Origin of the sequence: Micromonospora sp. WMMD964 (genome assembly GCF_029581455.1) — a bacterium.
GTDB lineage: Bacteria > Actinomycetota > Actinomycetes > Mycobacteriales > Micromonosporaceae > Micromonospora.
Genome location: NZ_CP120860.1, coordinates 1,106,689 through 1,127,862 on the forward strand (window position 1 = coordinate 1,106,689; position 21,174 = coordinate 1,127,862).

The window sequence follows — 21,174 nt, forward strand, 5'->3', positions numbered from 1 at the left end:
AGCCAGCGAGATCAACGGTAGAAGTGACGGCCGTGCAGGTGGGAGAGGACCCGGGTCCCGTTGCGATAGCCCGGCCGCAGCCGGTCAAGCGGTGCAGCGGTGGTCAATCCGCGTGCTCGGCCTCGGGCGAGGGCGCGGCGGTGTCGGGTCGTGCCTCCGGCAGATGTTCCACCAGCTTGGTGAGCACGCCGTTGGCGAAGGTGGCGCCGAGCGCCGACCCGGCCCCGATGGTCCAGCCGACCGGCCCGAGCGGAGTGCAACCGAAGAACTGGCTGACCCCGGGTGTCTGCACCACCACGGCCAACACCCCCAGCGACGCCGCAGTGGACGCCAGTACGGTCGGGCTGGTGCCCCCGGCCAGGACGGTCTGACCGAGCTGGGTGCCGACCAGGGACACCAGGGCGACCGTTCCGGCCCGCTGACGGCGGCCGGTGTACCGGGCCAACGTCCAGCCCGTCGTCGCGCCCAGCGTGGTGGCTGCCGCCCGCAGCCCGATCTCCCTGGTGAGGCTCTCCCCGAGCGCCAGGTCGGGACCCTCCCGGAGCAACCTGTCGGTGCGGTCCGACGCGGGTGGCCGGACCGCGATGGCCAGCGCCGGTGCCAGGTCGGTGAGCAGGTTGACCAGCAGCAGTTGTCGTCCGGTGAGCGCGGAACGACCCGTTGCCGCGGCGGTGAGCACGCTGAACGCGATCTCGCCGAGGTTGCCGCCGACCAGGATGCTGAGTGCGTGGCGCACCGACGACCACATGGCCCGCCCCTCGACGAGGGTGGCGATGATGGTCTCCAACCGGTCGTCGGTGACCACCAGGTCGGCGGCGGCACGCGCCGCCGGGGTGCCCCGTTGACCGAGGGCGATGCCTACGTCGGCCAGCCGGATCGCCGGAGCGTCGTTGGCGCCGTCGCCGGTCATCGCGACGGTCCGCCCGCACTTCTGCAACGCCTGGATGATCCGCACCTTGTGGGCGGGGGTGCAGCGGGCCACCACGTCGGTGTTGGCCAGCCGTTCCGCGAGCGCGTCGTCGTCCAGTCGGTCGAGTTCACCGGCGGTGACGACCCGCTGCTCGTCGTGTTCGCTGATGGTGGCGGCGATCGCCTCGGCGGTGGCCGGATGATCACCGGTGATCATGATGGTGTGCACACCGGCCTGCCGGATCCGGCGTACCGCCGGGGCGGCGCTCTCCCGAACCCCGTCCGCCAGGGCCAGGAAACCCACGAAGGTCAGCCCTCGCACGTCGGAGTCGGTCACCTTCGGGTCGTTCACCGGGCACTCCGCGACGGCGAGGATCCGGTTTCCCGCCCCGGCCCGGTCGGCGAGCATCCGCTCCAGCTCGGCGCGGCCGGCGTCGTCCAACGGCTGCTGGGTGCCGTCCATGCGCCGCGCCGAACAACGCGGCAGGACCGTCTCCGGAGCACCCTTGACGCTCAGCAACAGGTGGCCGTCGGTCTCGCCGATACTCGCGTGATAGCCACGGGACGGCTCGAACGGCAGCCCTCCGGTCGCCCGCCAACCGGGAGCGCCGGTCTGCTCCACCACCCCGGCATCCCCGGCACCCCGCCGGACCGCCCGGTCGGTCTGCAACGCCAACTCCTCCGGGTTCGCCGCCGCCGGAGTAGCCCGCAACGCCGCGGCCAGCGTCAACTGGAGTCGGTCGTCCAGCCGGTCCACCGGGGCGTACCGGTCGCCGGCGCTGTCGCCGACCCCGGCCAGCAGCAACTGCCCCTCGGTGAGAGTGCCGGTCTTGTCGAAGCAGAGCACGTCCACCCGGCCCAGCGCCTCGATGGTGCGCGGGTTCCGGACCAACGCGCCGTGCTCGGCGAGGCGCCGGGCGGCGGCCAGCTGCGCCGCGCTCACCAGGAACGGCAGCCCCTCCGGCACCGACGCCACGGCCAGGTTCGCGGCGGTCGCCGCCGTTTCGGCCAGGGGTACGCCCCGAAGCAACCCCGCACCCGCCACCGCCACCGCCGAGCCGGCAGCCAACGGGATGGCGGTGCTGGTCAACGAGCCGAGCCGGGCTTCCACCCCGCTCGTCGGCGGAGCCTGCCGGACCAGAGCGAGGCTGCGGCCGGATTCGGTGTCCGATCCGGTCGCCACCACCACGGCGGTGCCGTGTCCGGCGGCGACCGTCGTTCCCTCGTACAGCATCGAGTGGCGGTCGGCGATCGCGGCGGCCACCACCGGCCGGTTGGACTTCGCGACCGGCAACGACTCCCCGGTCAGCGAGGACTCGTCCGCCTCCAAGCCCACCGATTCGAGCACCCGGCAGTCGGCGGGCACCGAGTCGCCCGGTTCGAGGGCGATGACGTCACCCAGGACCAGGTCTCCGGCGGCGACGACCTGCTCGGCGCCGTCCCGACGGACCCGTGCCGTCACCGCCGACCGGGACAGCAACTCCGCCAGCGACCGTTCCGTGTTCCGCTCGTGAACCGCGCCGATCAGGGCGGAGCCACCGACGACGCTGCCCACCAGCGCGGCGTCGACAAGCGATCCGAACGACGCGGAGAGCACCGCACCGGCGGCCAGCACCGGGGTCAACGGGTTGGACAACTCCTCCACGAACGCGCGCACCAAACCACCGCTACCGGGCCCGGAGTCGCCGTCCCCCGCCGCTGCGTGGTGCCGGCGCTGCGCCTCCCCGCCGGTCAACCCGTCCGCTGTGCTGCGCAGGTGGTCGAGGACGGTGCCGACGGGCATCAGGTGCCAGGCGGTCGCGACGGGTGCCGGGGTGTCCGAACGGTCGTGCAGCCGACGGGCCCGCCACACCCCGTTCGCGAAGGCCAACCCGGCCGCACCGTTGACGGCGACCAGCGCCTTGTGCGGCAACTGCGTCGGTGGGGCGGTGAACGCGCCGAGCGCACCGAGACCGCTGCCGGCCATGGACAGCCGGATGTTCTGCTTCGCCAAGCGCCGGGCCACCCCGGTCGCCTCGATCACCAGGGCCACCACCCGCAGGTCGCCGCCGACCAGCAGGTGCGCCCCCCACGGCGGCAACTCGTCCGGGGCGGTGGTGAACCCGAGACCGCAGTCGGACGCGCCGAGCGCCTTGCGGTCCGCGGAGACCACCATCACCACCGCGCCGTCCCGCTGCAACGCGCGTACCGACTCGGTCAACCGGTCGCCGCCGGGCAGCAGCGCGTCGGCGAAGGCGTACCGCTGCTCGTCCCCACCGGCGACGACCAGCCGCAGGCCGGCCCTGCGGGCGGCGGCCGGGAGGCCGTCGACACCGGGCGCGGGTTCCGGCTCGACCCGCAACAGCGCGGCCAGCCGGTCCCCGTGTCGCAGACCGAGGAGCTGACCCCCGGCGGCCCGCAGCCGGTCGCCGTCCGGGATGTCAGCACCGTCGTTCGCGGGCATCTGGTCCAGCGGTCCGAGCCGCCAGTCGTCGGCGGTGCGGGACGCGGCCGGGTGGTCCGGGTCGAACAGCGCGAAGGCCCGCTCCGCCACCTGGTCGACGTCCGCTCCGGTCGCCGGGGCCAGATCGGCCAGTACGCCCCGGTCCGAGCCGAGCACTGCCGCGTCCAGCACGAGCGTGTCGATCCGGTCCAGTTCCCGCAGCACGCTGCGGTCCATGGCGATCACGCCACGCCGGGCCAGCATCCAACCGAGTTGGGCGGCGTACCCCTCGCGCCCGCTACCGGGTGCCTTGGGAAGGGCGGCCAGGCCCAGCGCGGTGGCCCGCTTGGGCCCGGCGAACGGCATCGCCGCCGCCCCGGCGGCCGCGCCCGCGGCCAGCATCTTGTTGATGTACCGCTCGACGGGGCCGTCCGGCTTCGGACGAGGGCGGTCGATCACCGGCCAGCGGGCCGTCGCGCGGTCCGGGTGACCGGTGAGCCGTGGTTCGGCGCGCTCCCAGGCGGAGAGTTGAGCCCGCGCCTCGCCCCACTGCACCACCCGCTGGGCGCCGTCCAGGACGATCCCGGTCCAGCGACCGGTCAAACCCTGCACCACCGCCTCGGCCAGGGGGAAGAGGATGTCGGCGCGGGGGTCGGAGCGCAGCCGTTTGCCGACGAACTCGTGCAGCTTCGGCTGTAGATCCACAGCGGCCAGCAGGCCGGAAACCTCCCCGGGCAGCGGCGCGAACGGCAGGATCCGGGTGGCCGCCGAGATGGTGAGGCCCAGCGCGTCCGAGGCGAGGCCGCCGAGGGTGCGCGGAGTTCGGGGCCCCTCCTCCGGTGGGTGCGGCGGCGGGATCTCCGGATCGGGTTCGTGGTCGCAGGTCTGCTCGACCCGGCTGATCGTGGCGATCAGGTCACGCATCGCCGGTTCGGGGTTCTGGACGGCGACCACCACCCGGCCGGACGGGGCGTTGACCCGGGCCCAGGCCACTCCCGGCATCCGCTCCAGCGCGTCCTCCACCTGGCGCGCCAGCCGGTTGCCGCCGTCCTGGCACACGCCGTGGACCTCGATGTGGTGCCGGCCCGGCCGCGACCAGACCCGACGACGGCTCAGCCCGACGGTCCGGGCCAGCCTGGTCGCGGCCGAGTTGACGGTCCGCGCCGCCTCGCCGAACAGGTGCGGCACGCCGGCCATCTAGTCCTCCCACCGCCTCGCGTCCGGCGGCCTGGCTTCCCGACCTGCCGTCCGTTATGCCCCGCCAGTGGCGCAACTTTCCGCCGAGGCCGGGGCATGGACGGGGTGGGGTGTGGAATCCGACGACAATCACCGGACACGGGGAGGCCGGAATGAGCACGCTGACGCGACACCTCAACGGCTCGCGCGAGAACGTCCAGATGTATCAGCGACGGGTCGACCTGCCGATGCTGGGCGAGGTGGCGGTACCACCACCGGACAAGATCGTCTACTACGCGGGGCTCGGGGCGCTGGCCGCGCTCCAGGTCATCGAGTGGCCGATCGCCCTGGTGATCACCGCCGGTCACCTCCTGGCCGACCAACATTTTTCCGGCCTCGTGCGCGGGGTTGGGGAGGCGTTGCAGGACGCCTGACGAGAGCCGGATCACCAGGGTTTGACATGAATCAGGGTTGAGGTCGCATCCTCGCTGGATGTCGACCACACCTACAGCCACAGCCGCACCCGCAGCACCGGGGCTGTTCGCGCCCCGACTGCGGGCGATGACCGTGGGCAGCGTCGCGTTGATCTCGTTGCTCGCGTTCGAGGCGTTGGCCGTCGGTACGGCGATGCCCACCGTCGCCCGCAGCCTGGACGGGCTGGCGCTGTACGGGATCGCGTTCGGAGGATCGTTCGCCACGGGTGTGTTGGCCATGGTGGTGTCCGGTATCTGGTGCGACGCACGGGGACCTCGGGGGCCGATGTGGCACGGCGTCGCCTGGTTCGTGGTCGGTCTGCTGATCGCCGGGACCGCCCCCGTGATGAGCGCGCTGGTCGTCGGGCGGGCGGTGCAGGGTTTCGGCTCCGGGCTGCTCTCGGTGGCGCTCTACGTGATCGTGGGGCAGGCGTACCCGCAGGACCTGCACCGGAAGATCTTCGCGGCGTTCGCTGCGGCGTGGGTCGTACCGTCGCTGGTGGGGCCCGCGGTCGCGGGCCTGATCGTGCAGTACCTGGGCTGGCGGTGGGTGTTCCTGGCGGTCCCAGCGGTGGCCGTGCCGGCGGTCCTGCTGATCCATCCGGGCCTTCGGTCGCTGGGCCGGAGCGTGACGACCGGTCCGCCGGCCGGCGCGGCGGCGCGGATCGTCTGGGCGTTCGGCGCCGCGGTGAGCGCCGCACTGCTGCACATCGGGGGTCAGCAGCGCGACGTCTCCGCCCTGGTGCTGATCGTGGTCGCCGTGGTGGGTCTGCTGGTCTGCGCCCCGCGTCTGCTGCCGGCCGGGTTCCTCCGGGCCGCTCGCGGGCTGCCTACCGTCGTCGGATTGCGTGGTCTGGCGTCGGCGGCGTTCGTGGGCGCCGAGGTCGTCATCCCGTTGATGCTCTCCCGGGAGCGGGGCCTCTCGCCGACCGCGGCCGGGCTGGTCCTCACGGTCGGGGCGTTGGCCTGGTCGGTGGGCTCCTGGTTGCAGGGCCGGATTCCGGTGCCGGCCTCCCGGGCCAGCCTGCCGCGCGCGGGCTTGACCTGCATCACCGTCGGCACCGCAACGGTGGCGTTGGCCGTCCGGCCGGAGCTGCCGGTGACCGTCGCGGTGGTCGGCTGGGCGGTCGCCGGTCTCGGCATGGGTTTGCTCTACCCGTCGCTGTCGGTGCTCACCCTGGAGTTGTCCGCCCCGGGTGAGCAGGGCCGCAACAGCTCGTCGCTGCAACTGGGCGACTCTCTCTTCGCGGCCACCGTGCTGGCGCTGACCGGGGCCGTGCTGGCGGCGGGTAGCGCTCCCGGCCCGGCCAGTTACACGGCGACCCTGGTGGTGGCGGCGGGCCTCGCCCTGCTCGGGGCGCTGCTGGCCGGCCGCGTCGTGGTGGGCGGGAGCACCCGACCGCTCGGGTGATCCGGGGAAACGGCCGCATCCGAGCCGGTCGGGCCGGAAGGATGACGGGCGATGAACCTCCTGACCATCCTGCCGCTCGCCGTGGTGATGGTCGCCGGGTCCCAACTGGTCGTGGCGGTCTTCCTCGCCTCGTCGAACCGGCCCCGGGCGGCGTCGCTGGCCTTCCTCGGCGGCGCCGGGCTGGTCGTCACGGCCGGGGTTACGGTGAGCTGGCTGTTGACCCGTTGGGTGGGCGGCCTGGCCGCCGACGCCAGCGCCGCCGCCGGCAAGATCGACCGCGGTCCCGCCATCGACCTCGTGGTCCTCGTGCTGCTGGTCTGCCTGGCCGCGGTGGTGTGGGTACGCCGTGACCGGTCCGGTCCACCGAGATGGTTGGGCAGCATCGAGCGCGCCGAGCCCCGGCAGGCGATGCGGCTGGGCGCATTGCTCTTCGTGGTGACACCCACCGACGACCTGACCATGGCCGCCGTCGGCGCGAGCGTGGCCCGGCACAACCTGCCGTGGTGGCACCTGGTGCCGTTCGTGCTGGTCACCGTGCTCCTGCTCGCCGTGCCCCTGCTGGCGTTGCTGCTGCTCGGAGACAAGGCGGCACGGGTGCTGACCCGGATGCGGGAATGGGCCGAGGGGCACGCCTGGATCGTCAACGAGATCGTGATCGCGTTCTTCGCACTGCTGACCGTGCTGGACCTGGTCCGCTCCGGGTGAGCCGCCGCACACCCGGTCACGGGAGTACCGCTTGTGCCGTCGACACCGAGTGGGCCGACGGCTCATCGATCGAAACGGTGTGCCGCGACTCGCGGCCGGAGCGAGGAGGACGAGATGAGGGTTCTGGTCACCGGAGCGGGTGGTCGTCTCGGGCGTGCGGTGCTCGCCCGGCTGCACGACGACGGGGTCACCGTCCGGGCCACCAGCCGGCAACCGCGTACCGGCTCCGACGTCGAGTGGGTGGTGGCGGACCTCGTGACCGGCGACGGGCTGGACGAGGCGGTGTCCGGGGTGGACGCCGTGCTGCACCTGGCGTCCGCTCCGCAGGGCGGGCAGACCTACCAGGTGGACGTGCTGGGCACCCGGCGGCTCGTGGTGGCCGCCGGCGCCGCCGGTGTGGGGCACCTCGTCTACATCTCGATCGTCGGGGTGGATCGAGTACCGATCCCGTACTACCGGCACAAACTCTCCGCCGAGCAGGTGGTCGCGGCCGGACCGGTGCCGTGGTCGGTGTTGCGGGCCACCCAGTTCCCGCAGTTCCTCGACGACCTGCTCAAATCCAGCTCACGGCTGGGACCGGTGATCGGCGACCGGGCGGTGCTCGCCCAACCGGTCGACCCGGGCGAGGTGGCGGCGCGGTTGGCGGCACGGCTGGTCGCCGGTCCGCTGGGCGGCATCGAGGAGTACGGCGGCCCGCAGGTGCTTCGCTTCGACGAGGCGGTGCGCGCCTGGCGGGCGGCCCGGGGCTCGCGCCGACCGCTGCTGCCGGTACGGATCCCCGGGCGGCTCGGTCGCGAGTTGCGCGCCGGTGGTCTCGTCACCGAGGCACTGCCCCGGGGCGTCCGTACCTGGGCCGATCACCTCGCTGACACGTACGGGGGAACCGGCCGGAAATGAGAGCAACAACGGTTCACGTTCGCTTTACGGTGACGCCATGTTCGTTGTCGTCACCACGGTGATCCTCTACGTCTTCGGCTTCGTCTTCCTCTACGGCGTGATCCGGCTGGGTGTCCGGCACGCGATGGAGGACCTTGAGCTGCAACGGGCCCGGGCCCGGCGCGAGGAGGAGTTGGCGGCCGCTCGCGACCGCTCCTTCATGCGCGACAACGCGTTCCTCGCCGGCAGTTGAGCACCGGGGCGGTCCGGCCCGGGCCGGTGGTGTCGCGGGACGGCCCGGGAGCCGTCGGGCGGTTCGGCAGCACGGATGCGAGGATCGCACCCGTGATGGGAACGCTGAAGACCGAACCGGCCCGCGCCCGCCTCGACCTGCTGGCCCCGCCGGTGGCGGAGGCCATCGCACAGTGGCCCGCCGACGCCCCGGTGGACGTCAACGACGTGCTGGTGGCGCCGATCGACGCCGACCTCGCCGACACGGCCGCGTTCTGCGAGGCGTACGAGGTGGGGCTGGACGTGTCGGCCAACTGCGTGGTGGTGGCGGGCAAGCGTGACGGCGTGGTGCGGTACGCGGCCTGCATCGTCCTGGCCACCACCCGGGCCGACGTGAACGGGGTGGCCCGCCGGACGCTCGACGTGCGGAAGGCGAGCTTCGCGCCGATGGCCGACGCGGTCGAGTTGACCGGCATGGAGTACGGCGGCATCACTCCGATCGGGCTGCCGGCGCAGTGGCCGATCCTGGTGGACTCGCGGGTGATCGCCACCCCACACGTGATCATCGGCTCCGGCGTACGGCACAGCAAGATCGCACTGCCGGGGCCGGCGTTGGGCGCGCTGCCCGGTGCTCAGGTGGTGGAGGGGCTGGCCAGGCCGGCCTGACCAGCCACCGGCATCGATGTCGTTGCACGTGAAACATCGTGATCATCGGTGCCGGGTGCCGGGTGCCGGGTGCCGGGTGCCGGGTGCCGGGTGCTGTGACCGCTCAGTGGGCTGCGGCCTCGCGCTGCTCGACCTCGGCGATCGCGGCGAGCAACGTCTGCACCTCCTGCGCACCGGAGACGGCGTACTTCCCGGCGAGGACGAACATCGGCACGCCGGTGATGCCGAGGTCCCGGGCGGTGGCGAGCTGGGCCTCGACATCGGCGACGCGCTCGTCGGAGTCGAGGAACCGTCGTGCGTCGGCCGCGTCCAGGCCGATGTCACCGGCGAGCGCGGCCAGCGCCTCCCGGGAGCCGACGTCGATGCCGTTGTTGAAGTGCGCCTGGTAGAGCGCCTCCACCATCTCGGCCGCCCGACCCCGGTCGGTGGCGTACGAGACCAACCGGTGCGCGTCGAAGGTGTTCGCGATCACCGCACGGTCGTAGTCCAGCCGCAGGCCGTCACCCGCCGCGACCTGGGTCACGTGGGCGATCATCTGCCGGGCGCGCTCCGGGCCGCCGAACTTGCCGGCCAGCGCCTCCACCAGCGGGAGCGGCTCGGGTACCGGCGACGGGTCGAGCTGGAACGGCCGGTAACGGACCGTCACCTCGCCCTCGTAACCGGCGAGGGCCTCGTCCAGGCGGCGCTTGCCGATGTAGCACCACGGGCAGATGACGTCCGCGTAGATCTCGATCTCCATGATCGGAAGGAACCTCGCGGTCAGCCGAGTTGTTCCCGCACCTGGCGCTTCAGCCGGCCCAGGATCGCCGTGCCGCCGCGAATCCGCAGCGGGCTGATCGCCTGCGCCAGGCCCATTCGCTGGTAGAGGTCGTCCGGCACGGCCAGCACCTGCTCGGCGCTCGCACCCGCCAGCCCTTCGGCGAGGATCCCGGCGAACGCCCGGGTGGTCGGTGCCTCCGGCGGGCAGTCGAAGATCGTCGTCACGGTGCCCTCCGAGGTGACCTTGGCGCGCAGGAAGAACGCCGTCTGACACTCCGGCACCTGCTCCATGCCCTCGCGCTCGACGGTGCCCTCCGGCAGCACCGGGATGACGTCCGCGTACTCCAGGAGCATCTCCAGCACCAGGTCGCGCGGGGCGGCGGCGAACTCGTCGACGATCTCGGCCAGTCGGGCCGGCATGTCAGCCATGCGTCGAGGCTACCGCCGTCGTGCGGAGCCCTTGGCACAAGCCGACCGGGCCGACCCGACCGGCGTCAGACGGTGGGTGACTGCTCGCTGATCTCGCTGAGCGCGCTGGTGGGGTCGAGCTGCATGGCCAGATCGCCGAGCGAGACGATCCCGACCAGCTTGCGATCGCTGTCACAGACCAGCACCCGTCGGATGCCCCGGTCCCGCATGAGCGCCGCCGCCTCACCCGCCGTGCAGTGCTGCTCGATCATGACGACCTCGCGGGTGACGATCGAGCCGATGGTGGTGGCCGCGGGGGAGCTGTTCTCCGCCACGGCCCGCACCACGATGTCACGGTCGGTGAGCATCCCGGCGAGGCTGGCGCCGTCGGTGACCACCACGTCGCCGATGTCCGCCTCCTTCATCACCCTGGCCGCCTCGTCCAGGGTGGTCTCGACCGGCAGGTACACGACCTGTTTGGTCATCACGTCACTGACCCGGTATTCGGTCACGAGAGCCTCCGAAGACGTTTCCACCGATCCGACAGCACTACCCTGTGACGCGGCAGCTACACCAGGTTTCCACGTTCCTGGCGTACCTCGTGGACAAGCCGCTCCACCAGCCCTTCCAGGGGTAGCTCGGAGCGTCCGTCGCCGGCCCGCTCGCGCAGCTCGACGTACCCCTCGGTGAGTCGGCGGCCGACCACGACGGCCCGGGGGATGCCGATCAGCTCGGCGTCGGTGAACTTGACCCCGGCCGAGACGTGCGTGCGGTCGTCGACGAGCACCCGCAGGCCGGCGGCGGCGAGACGTCCGCCGAGCTCCAGCGCCGCGTCGAGCTGCGGGCCCTTGCCCGCAACCACGAGGTGTACGTCACACGGCGCGATCACTGCCGGCCAGGCCAACCCACGGTCGTCGTGGTGCTGCTCGGCGACCGCCGCCACCGCCCGGGAGACCCCGATGCCGTAGCTACCCATGGTGGGCCGGACCGGCTTGCCGGCCGGGCCGAGCACGTCGACCGCGAAGGCGTCGGTGAACCGGCGGCCGAGTTGGAAGATGTGCCCGATCTCGATGCCCCGCCGGATGGTCAGCTCGCCGTCGTCGCAGGTCGGGCAGGGGTCGCCGGCGCGCACCTCGGCCGCCTCGATCGTGCCGTCGGGCGTGAAGTCCCGCCCGCAGACCACGTCGGTCGCGTGTCGGCCCGGCTCGTTCGCCCCGGTCAGCCACGCCGAGCCGGTCACCACCCGAGGGTCGACCAGGTAACGGACGCCCAACTTGTCGAGCAGTTGCGGCCCGATGTAGCCGCGCACCAACTCGGGATGCTCGGCCCACTCCTCGAAGACGGCCACGTGGGCCGGGTGCAAAGCGGCTTCGACCCGCTTGAGGTCGACCTCCCGGTCACCCGGCAGCCCGATCACCAGAAGCTCGGCCCAGTCCGCGCCCGGCTGGCTGACGGACAGCACGACGTTCTTCAGCGTGTCGGCGGCGGTCCAGCCGTCCCGGCCGCCCAACCGACGGGCGTTCGCGAACTCCACCAGGCCGGCGATCGTCGGCGTCTCCGGTGTGTCGTGCACCTCGACGGGAGGCTGCGCGCTCGGATCACCAGCGGCGGGTGCCCGGGTGGTCACCGCCTCGGTGTTCGCCGCGTAGTCGCACGCGGTGCAACCGACGTAGGTGTCCTCGCCGACCGGTGTCGTCGCCAGGAACTCCTCCGACGCGGAGCCGCCCATCGTGCCGGACATCGCGTGCACCACCGTGTAGTCCAGACCCAACCGGTCGAAGATCCGCTGATACGCGACGCGATGCCGCGCGTACGCGTCGCGCAGCCCCGCGTCGTCCAGGTCGAAGGAGTACGCGTCCTTCATCAGGAACTCCCGGCCGCGCAGCACACCGGCCCGGGGTCGGGCCTCGTCCCGGAACTTCGTCTGCACCTGGAACAGTGTCACCGGGAAGTCCCGGTACGACGTGAACAGATCCTTGACGAGCAGAGCCGCCATCTCCTCGTGGGTGGGTGCCAACAGGTGCTCGGCGCCGCGCCGGTCGGCGAGGGTGAAGATGTCGTCGCCGTACTCCGTCCACCGGCCGCTGGTCCGGTACGGCTCGGCGGGCAGCAGCGCCGGGAAGTGCACCTCCTGGTCGCCGATCGCCACCAACTCGTCGCGGACCACCTCGGTGATCCGGTCCAGCACCAGCTTGCCCAGCGGCAGCCAGGTGTAGCCGCCCGGCGCGGCGCGACGGATGTAACCGGCGCGCAGCAGCAGCCGATGACTCGGCACCTCCGCGTCGGCCGGATCCTCGCGCAGGGTCCGCAGCAACAGGGTCGACATGCGTAGCAGCATGGGCGCAGCCTAGGGCCGAGCCGACCGGCCGGGCGAACCAATTCGGACGTGCCGGGGCGATTCCGGTGACGTGAACCTGGGCGTCGCGGGCGGCAACCATCGTCGCGCCGGCTCGCGTCAGGGAAGGCAGCACATCACCCCCAGCTCACTACCCGAAGGATCGGCCCGTGTGGACCCTCTACTGAGTGAGTTCGACTCGTTCGTCCGTACTCGCACGCCGGCGTTGCTGCGCTCGGCCTACCTGCTCACCGGCGACCAGCACCTGGCGGAGGACCTCGTCCAGTCGGCCCTGGCCCGTACGCACCGGTCCTGGAACCGGCTGCACCACAGCGGCAACGCCGAGGCGTACACCCGCAAGACCATGTACCACCTGCAGGTCTCCTGGTGGCGGCGTCGCCGGGTACCCGAGTCGATGCCGGGCGACCTGCCCGAGCCACGCGGAGGCGACTCGGGCCCGGACCACGCCCAGCAGACCAGTTTGCGGCTCACCCTGCGGGCCGCGCTGGCGAAGCTCTCCCCGAAACAGCGGGCCGTGCTGGTGCTGCGGTTCTTCGAGGACCGCACCGAGGTGGAGACCGCCGACCTGCTCGGCGTCACCGTCGGCACCGTGAAGAGCCAGACGGCCAAGTCGCTGGCCAGGTTGCGCGTCGTCGCACCCGAACTCGCCGAGTTGTACGTCCTGGAAGGAAGCACCCGATGAACGACCAGCGCCTCCGGCTCGATCTGGTCGAGCTGGCCGAGGAGGTCACCGTGGTCGACCTGCGGGACCGGACCCTGCGTACGTCCCGAAGGCTCGGTATCCAACGGGCGGTGGCCACGTCGGCAGCCGCTCTGGTGCTGATCGCGGCGGCGGCCGGCACCGCCTTCGCGATCCGACCCGACCAGTCCCCGCCCCCGCTGCCCGCCGACAGCCCGTCGGTCACGGCGACCCCGTCGCCCCCACCGGACCCCACGCCACCACCGACCAAGAATTCTCCGGTGGCCCCGCCACCGGAGGGGTCGGCGGGGACGACAGTCACCTTCGGCCGGTTGGTGTACGGGCCGGCGAGCTCCGACGGCGAGTACCCGGCAACCGGTCATCTCCTTTCGTGGCAGCCCGGGAAGACTCCCGACCGACTGCTCGACCTTCCCTTCGTCGCGGCCCTCACCAACGCGACCGTCTCGCCGGATGGTCGACGGGCCGCGTGGGTGGAGGAGAACGGCGACCTCTGGGTCGCGGACGTCGACGGTTCGGGGCGACGGAAGCTGGGCGAAGGGGCCGACAACAACTGCGGATCGCCCGCCTGGTCGCCGAACTCCCGGCAACTGACCGTACGACTCAACCCCGCGGCCGGTGCGTCGGCTGGTGCACGGTTGCTGGACGTGTCGTCGGGGGCGTACTCAGAGCTGCCCGTCTTCGACGGTTGCCACGCCGTCTGGGCCGCCGACGGCACGTTGGCCTTCGCCGACGGCACGTCGGGCGGGGTGGTCATCACCGACCGGACCGGCGCCGACCGGCGCACCATCCCCGGCCTCGGCGGCAAGAGCAGCGAATACGTCTGCTTCGACATCGCCAGCCTGTCACCAGACGGCCGACGGCTGGCACTGTTCCGGATCGACCGTGACAGCGAGACCTACGGGGACGCCGGCCGTGACCTGATCGCGAACGCCGTCCTGGACACCCGGACCGGCAAGGCCGTCACTCTGCCGCTGGGCGGCCGGCAGATGCGACAGGTCTTCTTCCAGCCGGACGGCTCGATGGTGGTTCGGTTACGCGGCAACGACGGCTACACCCTGCTCCTCGTCGACGAGAACGGGAAGAAGGTCGGTGAGCAGCCGGAGCCGGCCAGCCTCCGGAACATGCAGATCCTCACAGCGCTGGGCTGACCGGTGTCGTCGGTGGGATGGCCGCTACCCGGCGGCGGTCATCCCGCTGACGACCGGTCGACGGTGAGGTGGGCCAGCCAGCGCGCGGTATCGATGACGTGCGCCACGTCGTCGGGTTGGCGGCACTCGTCGCCGGGCACGCGGTGACAGACTGGTCGCCGCAGGCAACGAATGGCGTGAGGGGGCGCGGGTGCGCTGGCGCAGTTTTGTCGCGGTCGGGGACAGCTTCACCGAGGGGATGGACGACGCGTACCCGGACGGCACCTATCGGGGGTGGGCGGACCTGGTGGCGACCCGGCTCGCCGCCGAGGCCGGCCCCGACTTCGGGTACGCGAACCTGGCCATCCGCGGCCGGCTCTTCCCCAGCGTGGTCGCCGAGCAGGTGCCCGCGGCGGTGGCGATGAAGCCTGACCTGATCAGCTTCGCGGCCGGTGGCAACGACGTGCTGCGTCGCACCTTCGACCCGGACACCCTGGTGGCCCGCTTCGACGAGGTGGTCCGGCAACTGCGCTCCGGCGGCGCCGACGTGCTGCTGTTCCGGTTCGCCGACGTGATGGCCCGGCTGCCCGGTCAGCGCCTCGTCGCTCCCCGGGTGCAGTTGCTCAACCAGGCGGTCGGTGAGACCGCCGAGCGGCACGGCGCGATCATGGTCGACCTGTACGCCGACGACACCTTCCTCAACCCGATGCTCTGGAGCACCGACCGGCTGCACCTCTCCGCCGCCGGTCACCGGCGGGTCGCGGGGCAGGTGTTGAACGCGCTGGGGGTGGGTTGCGACGAGGAGTGGCTGATGGTTCCTCCGCACCCGGCCCCGTCGCCGTGGCTGGCCGCCCGCGCCGCCGACCTGCGGTGGGCCGGTCAGCACCTCGCGCCGTGGGTGCGGAGGCGGCTCACCGGCCGGTCATCCGGCGACACGGTGACGGCCAAGCGCCCGCTGCTCGGGCCGATCGTCGACTGATCCTCGGAACAGAACGACCGGCTCCGGGTTAGCGTTCCCGGCCACATGTGTCGTTCCCGATCCCCGATGGCAGGCCGTGCGGCCGCGACGCGGCGTAGTTTGGGGATCATGTCTGTGCCGAGCGATCCCGATCCCCGCCTCCAGTCGTACGCGGACCCGCAACGGTTGGTCACCACCGAGTGGCTGGCCGAGCACCTGGGCGACGAGGGCCTCGTCGTCGTCGAGTCCGACGAGGACGTGCTGCTCTACGAGTCGGGCCACATTCCCGGTGCCGTGAAGGTCGACTGGCACCTGGAGTTGAACGACCAGGTGACCCGGGACTACCTGGACGCCAAGAGCTTCGCCGAGCTGTGTGCCGCGAAGGGCATCGGGCGGGGCGACACCGTCGTCTTCTACGGCGACAACTTCAACTGGTGGGCCGCGTACGCCCTCTGGGTGTTCTCGCTCTTCGGCCACGCCGACGTGCGGCTGCTCGACGGCGGTCGGCAGAAGTGGATCGCCGAGGGCCGCGAGGTGACCCGCGACAAGCCGGCTCGCCCGCGCGCCGACTACCCGGTGCCGCTGCGCGACGACGCGCCGCTGCGGGCCTACCGTGAGCAGGTCATGGCGCACATCGCCGCCGGTCGGCCGCTCGTCGACGTGCGTTCGCCGGGCGAGTACACGGGCGAGACGCTGCACATGCCGGACTACCCGCAGGAGGGCGCGCTGCGTGGCGGGCACATCCCCGGTGCCGTGAGCAAGCCGTGGAAGTCGGCCGCCAACGACGACGGCACCTTCAAGTCCGCCGACGAGCTGCGCGCGATCTACGCCGACCAGCTCGGGCTCAGCCCGGACGACGACGTGATCGCGTACTGCCGGATCGGTGAGCGGTCCAGCCACACCTGGTTCGTGCTGCGGCACCTGCTGGGTTACCCGCAGGTGCGCAACTACGACGGGTCGTGGACCGAGTGGGGCAACCTGGTCCGGGCACCTGTGGTCAAGGGCGACCAGCCCGGCGGCCTCGCCGCCTGAGCGGGTTCGGCAGCCTCGCCGTAGGAGCCGTACGGCCGTCCCCGCGCGATTGCCCCGGTCGCGCGGGGACGGCCGTCAGCCGGCGAGTGCTATCGCCCCACGCAGGTCGCGGACGATGCCGGTGATCTCGCCGGTCTCCGGGTTCCAGCGGGCCAGGGCAGCCGGCTCCAGCCGGAGGAGCACCGAGCCCTTGTTGTCCCAGCCCAGCACCTCGCAGCAGCCCTTGGCCCGATCCCGGCCCAGGTCGAGCAGATGGGACACGGCGCCGGTCCGTGCGTCCAGCACGGCCACCCCCTCGGCGCCGTCGATCTCACTGCTGGTGATCCACGCCGCGCTGGCCAACCGCTCGCCGTGCAGCCAGCCCCGGCCGTAGAACTCGTTGATCGCGTACGGCGAGGGCAGCGCACCGCGGGTGACGGGTTGTTCGGAACGGATGTCCGCCTCGCGGGCTGTCCTGCTGCGCAGCTTCAGGGCGTCCCGTTCGCCGATCATCTCGATCAGCGCCGCCTCGCGGCCGGCCTCCGGGTCGGGTGCGGCCACGACCCAGGCCGACACGTCGATCCGGTCGGCGACCCCGGTGGCCCGGTCCACGGCGTACGTCCGGTCGTCGCCTCCGACCAGCACCCGGTCATGCGCCCACACGACCAACTCCAGGTATCCCTCGAGCGGTATTCGCTGGACGGCCGCCGTGGTGAGGTCGACCATGATCAGCTCGTCGTTCTGGGCGAACGCGGCCGATCGGCCGTCCGGCGACAGCACTCCCGGCTTCACGGCGAGTGCCTCGTTGCCGCTCGCGTCCCGGGTGGGCGCCGGCGTCACCACGTCGAGACTGCGCACCACGCCGTCGTCGCCGAGAACCCGGACCGGCCCGTTCGCGCGGTTCTCCTCGTCGACCGGTTGGAACAGCGCCCGTGCCCGCTGGACCGGCCGCTCGGAGAGCGGCACCGTCGCCGGGCTGCCGAGCCGGTTCAACGGGTCGGGTAGGTAGGTCAGATCGTCGGGTGGTCGCTGGACCGGGCCGGAGTGGGTGGGTTCGACGGTCGGGGCCACCGGAACGACCGGCGGCGGATCGGCGGACGAGCGCAGGGCGGCCACCGTGCCACCGCCGACGAGCGCCACGGCCAGCGCCGCCGCCGCGACGGCCCTTCGGGTACGGCGGGTGCGGCGAGCCCGCTCCCATCCGGCGGTGGCCGGTCGGCTGGGCAGCACGTCCTCGACGCTGACGGTCATCAGTCGGCGCAGGTCCTGCTCGTTCACGGGTTCACCTCCAGACCGGTGGCCAGGTCGGCCGAGCCCTGGCTCGGTCGGGTGTCCCGGGCGAGGTCCGGGGCGACCTCGCGGAGTCGACGTAGCGCCGCGTGACACTGGCTCTTCACGGTGCCGACGGTCACCCCGAGTGCCTCGGCGGTGGCGACCTCGGTCAGATCCTCGTAGTAGCGCAGCACCAGCACGGCCCGCTGCCGTGGGGGCAGCAGGCCCAACGCGTCGTGCAACGTCAGCCGCAACGCGCCGTCCCGGTCGTGGGCCACCTGGTCCGGCGGTGCGGCGCTGAGCCACTCCCGCCGTCGGCGACGCCACCACGACACCGAGTCGCGGTAGAGGATGGCCCGCACGTACGCGGAGGGGTCGGCGTTACGGACCGATCCCCAGCGCAGCGCCAGCTTCAGCAGGGCGTCCTGGAGCAGGTCCTCGGCCTGGTGGCGGTTGCCGCAGATCAGGTACGCCGCGCGGAGCAGCCGGTGTTGGTGGCTCTCCACGAAGGCGAGGTAGCCGTCGCGCCCGTCGTCACCCCTGGGTGCCATCCGCCCTCCTTCCCGGCCGTCCCGATGCGCGTCACCTGCCAGACGCACGGGGGGAGGGAAAAGGTTGGGTCAGCTTCCCGGTGTTCCGGTCAGGTAGCGCTGAAGAGTCGGTGCGACCCAGGAGACCAGGTCTTCCGGTGGCATGTCCACCATGGGCGGCAGGCGGACGACGTACCTGGTGAAGGCGAGGCCGAGGACCTGACTGGCCACCAGCCCGGCACGGCGGGCGGTCGTGGTCGGGTCGGTGCCGAAGGCGGCCACCGCCGCGGTGAGCTGGTTGGCGAAGATGTCGCGCATCCGTTCGGCGGCACCGGGGTTGGTGCTGGCGGCCCGCAGCAGCGCCACAAGTGTCTCGTCGCCGTCCCACCGGCTGAGGAAGTGCCGGACGAGCGTCTCGCCGAGCTCGTCGGGCGGGATCGGGGTCAGGTCGGGTAGGCGCAGATCGAACTCGGCGGCCGCCGCGAAGAGCCCTTCCTTGCTGCCGTAGTAGCGCATGACCATCGACGGGTCGATCTGGGCGTCGGCGGCGACGGCTCTGATCGTGGCGCGTTCGTAGCCGTCCGCCGCGAATCGTTCCCGGGCCGCGCGCAGGATCGCCGCCCGGGTGGCGTCCGATCGGCGGGGTGGGGTCGGCGGAGCGGGCACTGTCATGTCAACGACCGTATGCCAACAACTGTTGACACGCAATGAGCAGGGTCCTAACGTCGCCAACAAGCGTTTGCCAACAAGTGTTGGCATCGATCGTCTGGAGGTGGCGATGAACACCGACGTCCTGGTGGTGGGTGCCGGGCCCACCGGCCTCGCCGCAGCTCTGACGCTGGCTCGGCGCGGGGTCGACGTGACAGTGCTGGACCAGCTGGCCGAGCCGCCGACGACATCCCGCGCGGCGGTCGTGCACGCGTACACCCTGGAGGTGCTGGACCGGATCGGCGCGGCGGCGCCGTTGATCGCCCAGGCGGTGCGGACGCCGCGTTTCACAGTGCGCGACCGGGACCGGGTGCTGCTGACGGTGCCGTTCCACGAGCTGCCGTCCCGCTACGCCTACGCGCTGCTGGTCTCCCAGGCGGTGACCGAGGCGGTGCTCGCGGGGCAGCTCGCCGACCTCGGCGTCCAGGTGCGACGACCAAGCCGATTGACCGGGCTGCACGACACCGGCGACGGGGTGCTCGCCCAGGTCGACGGGGAACCGGTGCGCGCCCGGTTCGTCGTCGGCGCGGACGGCCTGCACAGCACCGTGCGGCAGGCGGCCGGCATCGGCTTCACCGGCCCGACCGACGAGGAGTCCTTCGTGCTCGCCGACGTACGGGTGCGAAGCGTCCTGCCGCGCGACGAGGCGGCTCTCTTCCTCGCCCGCCCCGGCCCGCTGATCTGGGCGCCGCTGCCGGACGGGGTGGTCCGACTGGTCGCCGCCGTGGCGGCCGCCCCACCCGCCCCGGACCGGGCTTACCTTCAGGCGCTGCTCGACGAACGTGGCCCGACGCGACGGCCCGACCTGGTCACCGAGGTGCTCTGGGGCTCCCGGTTCCGGGTGCACCACCGGATCGCCGACACGTTCCGATCCGGATCGGTGCTGCTGGCCGGGGACGCCGGGCACGTGCACAGCCCGGCCGGCGGGCAGGGCATGAACCTCGGGATCTGCGACGCGGTCGCCGTCGGCACCGCGCTGGCCGACGTGCTCGACGGTGGCCCGGATTCGCTGCTCGACGACTACACCACGCGGCAGCGACCGATGGCCGAGGACGTGATGAGCTTCGCCGCCGGGCTGACCCGGCTGGCCACCGTCTCCCCGGCCCGCCGGCCGGCCCGTGACGTGCTGCTCCGGTTGATCGGTGCGATGCCACCGGTCCGGCGGCGGATCGCGTTGCGCCTGTCCGGCCTGTCCCACCGGGAGCCGGCCGCCGAGCTGAGCCGGTGACCCCGGCCGCCGAGCCGAGCCGGTGAGCTAGGCCGGTGGGACCGGCCGTAGAGCCCACCACGCCGCGACGGTGACCAGCGCGAACACACCCGCGGCCGCGCCCACCACCGGCACCGTGCCGAACGCGGCGGCGGCCAACCCGGCGAGCGTCGCGCCGACCGGCGCGGTGAGCAGACCGACCATCCGCTGGGCCGCACCGACCCGGCCGAGCAGCCCGCCCGGCACGTTCCGCTGCCCGTACGACGCCCACAGGCTGTTCCACACCACGGTGCCGGCGGCGAACACGGCCAACGCGAAGCCGCCCGGCACCGAATGTCGGGCCAGCGCGAACCCGGTCAACGCCACGGTCTCCGCGGCGAGCACCACGCCCAACGCCCGGACCGTGCCGAGTCGGGCGGCGAGCCGACCGGCCCCGAGCGCCCCCGCCAGGCCCCCGACGACGGCGGCGGCGGCGAACAGGCCGTACCCGGCCGGTGGCACCCGCAACACGTCCAGCGCGTAGAGCACCAGCACGGCCATCATCCCGCTGATCGCCAGATTGCTAGCGGCGGCGAGCACCGTGACCCGCCACAGTGTCCGGTGCCCGTGCAGCCAGCGCAGCCCCTCGACGATCTCCCCCCACACCGATCCACGTCGTGCCCCGGGCCGCGTCGGCGGGACCGCCACCGGCGTCGGGGTCAGGGCCAGCACGAGCAGCGCGGCCACCGCGAAGGTCACGGCGTCGAGGGCGAACGGGAGGGCCGGTGCGGCGGCGAAGAGGACACCGGCGGCCGGTGCCCCGAGGAAGCCCCCGGCCACCGCGGACCCCGCCTGCAGTCGACCGTTCGCCCGGGGCAACGCGTCCGGTGGCACCAGCGCGGGAAGCAGGGCGAACGAGGCCGAGTCGAAGAGAGTGCCCAGCGTGGCGAGGACGAACGCCACCACCAGCAACACCAGGACGTCGGCCCGGTCGAGGACGACCGCCACCGCCAGTGCCGCCACCACGGCGGCGCGTACCCCGTCGACCACTGCCATCGTCCGACGACGGTCCCAGCGGTCCGCGTACACGCCGCCGAGCAGGCCGAAGAGCAGCGGTGGCACCTGACCCGCCACGGTGACCGCCGCGATGATCCGCGGATCGCGGGTCACCGCCGCGGCCAGCAGGGCCAGTGCGGGGGTATGCAGCGCGTCCCCGAACCGCGACGAGACGGCGGCGGACCAGAGCAGCCGGAAGTCCCGGCCCAGAGCTGTGGAGGTCATCCGGCGACC

General features: G+C 72.5%; 20 protein-coding genes. 11 read left to right on the forward strand and 9 right to left on the reverse strand.

All coding sequences use genetic code 11. The features are described from left to right. Positions 1-103 precede the first annotated feature (103 nt). Positions 104-2,566 carry an HAD-IC family P-type ATPase gene (locus tag O7616_RS05235; protein WP_282307538.1) on the reverse strand — a complete coding sequence of 821 codons (2,463 nt, stop codon included), beginning with the start codon at positions 2,564-2,566 and terminating at the stop codon, positions 104-106. A 2,114-nt stretch (positions 2,567-4,680) separates the two neighbouring features. Here O7616_RS05235 and O7616_RS05240 point away from each other — a divergent pair. From O7616_RS05240 to O7616_RS05265, 6 genes are all read left to right on the forward strand, one after another. Then, positions 4,681-4,941, forward strand: coding sequence for a hypothetical protein (locus O7616_RS05240; protein WP_282263507.1), 261 nt, complete (start codon positions 4,681-4,683; stop codon positions 4,939-4,941). A 58-nt stretch (positions 4,942-4,999) separates the two neighbouring features. Continuing rightward, entirely contained in the window at positions 5,000-6,391 is a 1,392-nt protein-coding gene (locus tag O7616_RS05245; RefSeq protein ID WP_282305828.1) for an MFS transporter, read from the forward strand. Between the two features lie 51 nt (positions 6,392-6,442). After that, entirely contained in the window at positions 6,443-7,096 is a 654-nt protein-coding gene (locus tag O7616_RS05250; RefSeq protein WP_282305829.1) for a GAP family protein, read from the forward strand. Positions 7,097-7,210: 114 nt separating this feature from the next. Beyond that, positions 7,211-7,993, forward strand: coding sequence for an NAD(P)H-binding protein (locus O7616_RS05255; protein ID WP_282305831.1), 783 nt, complete (start codon positions 7,211-7,213; stop codon positions 7,991-7,993). A 37-nt stretch (positions 7,994-8,030) separates the two neighbouring features. Beyond that, positions 8,031-8,225, forward strand: coding sequence for a hypothetical protein (locus O7616_RS05260; RefSeq protein WP_282263502.1), 195 nt, complete (start codon positions 8,031-8,033; stop codon positions 8,223-8,225). A gap of 95 nt (positions 8,226-8,320) precedes the next feature. After that, on the forward strand, positions 8,321-8,869 hold the full coding sequence (locus O7616_RS05265) for a YbaK/EbsC family protein (RefSeq protein ID WP_145778307.1): 549 nt from the start codon (positions 8,321-8,323) through the stop codon (positions 8,867-8,869). 103 nt (positions 8,870-8,972) lie between these two features. Here O7616_RS05265 and O7616_RS05270 read toward each other — a convergent pair whose 3' ends face one another. From O7616_RS05270 to O7616_RS05285, 4 genes are all read right to left on the reverse strand, one after another. Next, positions 8,973-9,608, reverse strand: coding sequence for a DsbA family oxidoreductase (locus O7616_RS05270; RefSeq protein ID WP_282305832.1), 636 nt, complete (start codon positions 9,606-9,608; stop codon positions 8,973-8,975). Between the two features lie 20 nt (positions 9,609-9,628). Next, a complete protein-coding gene (locus tag O7616_RS05275) occupies positions 9,629-10,057 on the reverse strand; it encodes a SufE family protein (protein WP_282305833.1) in 429 nt (142 codons plus the stop codon). A gap of 65 nt (positions 10,058-10,122) precedes the next feature. Further along, positions 10,123-10,548, reverse strand: coding sequence for a CBS domain-containing protein (locus tag O7616_RS05280; RefSeq protein WP_282263496.1), 426 nt, complete (start codon positions 10,546-10,548; stop codon positions 10,123-10,125). A gap of 56 nt (positions 10,549-10,604) precedes the next feature. Then, on the reverse strand, positions 10,605-12,374 hold the full coding sequence (locus O7616_RS05285; RefSeq protein WP_282305834.1) for a proline--tRNA ligase: 1,770 nt from the start codon (positions 12,372-12,374) through the stop codon (positions 10,605-10,607). A gap of 169 nt (positions 12,375-12,543) precedes the next feature. Here O7616_RS05285 and O7616_RS05290 point away from each other — a divergent pair, with 169 nt between their 5' ends. The 4 genes from O7616_RS05290 to O7616_RS05305 all read left to right on the forward strand — a co-directional run bounded on the left by O7616_RS05290 (position 12,544) and on the right by O7616_RS05305 (position 16,209). Next, positions 12,544-13,074, forward strand: a complete 531-nt coding sequence (locus O7616_RS05290) for a SigE family RNA polymerase sigma factor (RefSeq protein ID WP_282305835.1) — start codon at positions 12,544-12,546, stop codon at positions 13,072-13,074. Further along, positions 13,071-14,240 carry a hypothetical protein gene (locus tag O7616_RS05295; RefSeq protein WP_282305836.1) on the forward strand — a complete coding sequence of 390 codons (1,170 nt, stop codon included), beginning with the start codon at positions 13,071-13,073 and terminating at the stop codon, positions 14,238-14,240. The genes O7616_RS05290 and O7616_RS05295 overlap by 4 nt, the downstream gene beginning before the upstream one ends. A 190-nt stretch (positions 14,241-14,430) precedes the next feature. Then, the gene (locus tag O7616_RS05300) at positions 14,431-15,198 is read left to right on the forward strand and encodes an SGNH/GDSL hydrolase family protein (RefSeq protein ID WP_282263493.1); all 768 of its coding nucleotides are present in this window, start codon (positions 14,431-14,433) and stop codon (positions 15,196-15,198) included. Positions 15,199-15,306: 108 nt separating this feature from the next. Further along, positions 15,307-16,209, forward strand: a complete 903-nt coding sequence (locus O7616_RS05305) for a sulfurtransferase (protein ID WP_282305837.1) — start codon at positions 15,307-15,309, stop codon at positions 16,207-16,209. A gap of 75 nt (positions 16,210-16,284) precedes the next feature. Here the strand turns inward: O7616_RS05305 and O7616_RS05310 are convergent, their stop codons facing one another. The 3 genes from O7616_RS05310 to O7616_RS05320 form a co-directional block, all read right to left on the reverse strand. Further along, positions 16,285-17,466 carry a hypothetical protein gene (locus O7616_RS05310; protein ID WP_282305838.1) on the reverse strand — a complete coding sequence of 394 codons (1,182 nt, stop codon included), beginning with the start codon at positions 17,464-17,466 and terminating at the stop codon, positions 16,285-16,287. Continuing rightward, positions 17,463-18,011, reverse strand: a complete 549-nt coding sequence (locus O7616_RS05315) for a SigE family RNA polymerase sigma factor (protein WP_282305839.1) — start codon at positions 18,009-18,011, stop codon at positions 17,463-17,465. The genes O7616_RS05310 and O7616_RS05315 overlap by 4 nt, the downstream gene beginning before the upstream one ends. A 69-nt stretch (positions 18,012-18,080) precedes the next feature. Continuing rightward, entirely contained in the window at positions 18,081-18,662 is a 582-nt protein-coding gene (locus tag O7616_RS05320) for a TetR family transcriptional regulator (protein WP_282305841.1), read from the reverse strand. 106 nt (positions 18,663-18,768) lie between these two features. On the opposite strand from O7616_RS05320, the gene O7616_RS05325 reads away from it, so the two are divergent. Further along, on the forward strand, positions 18,769-19,926 hold the full coding sequence (locus tag O7616_RS05325; RefSeq protein ID WP_282305842.1) for an FAD-dependent oxidoreductase: 1,158 nt from the start codon (positions 18,769-18,771) through the stop codon (positions 19,924-19,926). 27 nt (positions 19,927-19,953) lie between these two features. On the opposite strand, the gene O7616_RS05330 is transcribed toward O7616_RS05325, so the two are convergent. Then, complete coding sequence (locus O7616_RS05330; protein ID WP_282305843.1) at positions 19,954-21,165, reverse strand: MFS transporter; 1,212 nt, start codon at positions 21,163-21,165, stop codon at positions 19,954-19,956. Positions 21,166-21,174 lie beyond the last annotated feature (9 nt).

Coding starts and splice junctions, on each gene's coding strand:
- O7616_RS05240 (WP_282263507.1), top strand. CDS start 4,681: ATGAGCACGCTGACGCGACACCTCAACGGCTCGCGCGAGAACGTCCAG.
- O7616_RS05245 (WP_282305828.1), top strand. CDS start 5,000: ATGTCGACCACACCTACAGCCACAGCCGCACCCGCAGCACCGGGGCTG.
- O7616_RS05250 (WP_282305829.1), top strand. CDS start 6,443: ATGAACCTCCTGACCATCCTGCCGCTCGCCGTGGTGATGGTCGCCGGG.
- O7616_RS05255 (WP_282305831.1), top strand. CDS start 7,211: ATGAGGGTTCTGGTCACCGGAGCGGGTGGTCGTCTCGGGCGTGCGGTG.
- O7616_RS05260 (WP_282263502.1), top strand. CDS start 8,031: ATGTTCGTTGTCGTCACCACGGTGATCCTCTACGTCTTCGGCTTCGTC.
- O7616_RS05265 (WP_145778307.1), top strand. CDS start 8,321: ATGGGAACGCTGAAGACCGAACCGGCCCGCGCCCGCCTCGACCTGCTG.
- O7616_RS05270 (WP_282305832.1), bottom strand. CDS start 9,608: ATGGAGATCGAGATCTACGCGGACGTCATCTGCCCGTGGTGCTACATC.
- O7616_RS05275 (WP_282305833.1), bottom strand. CDS start 10,057: ATGGCTGACATGCCGGCCCGACTGGCCGAGATCGTCGACGAGTTCGCC.
- O7616_RS05285 (WP_282305834.1), bottom strand. CDS start 12,374: ATGCTGCTACGCATGTCGACCCTGTTGCTGCGGACCCTGCGCGAGGAT.
- O7616_RS05295 (WP_282305836.1), top strand. CDS start 13,071: ATGAACGACCAGCGCCTCCGGCTCGATCTGGTCGAGCTGGCCGAGGAG.
- O7616_RS05305 (WP_282305837.1), top strand. CDS start 15,307: ATGTCTGTGCCGAGCGATCCCGATCCCCGCCTCCAGTCGTACGCGGAC.
- O7616_RS05315 (WP_282305839.1), bottom strand. CDS start 18,011: ATGGCACCCAGGGGTGACGACGGGCGCGACGGCTACCTCGCCTTCGTG.
- O7616_RS05320 (WP_282305841.1), bottom strand. CDS start 18,662: ATGACAGTGCCCGCTCCGCCGACCCCACCCCGCCGATCGGACGCCACC.
- O7616_RS05325 (WP_282305842.1), top strand. CDS start 18,769: ATGAACACCGACGTCCTGGTGGTGGGTGCCGGGCCCACCGGCCTCGCC.
- O7616_RS05330 (WP_282305843.1), bottom strand. CDS start 21,165: ATGACCTCCACAGCTCTGGGCCGGGACTTCCGGCTGCTCTGGTCCGCC.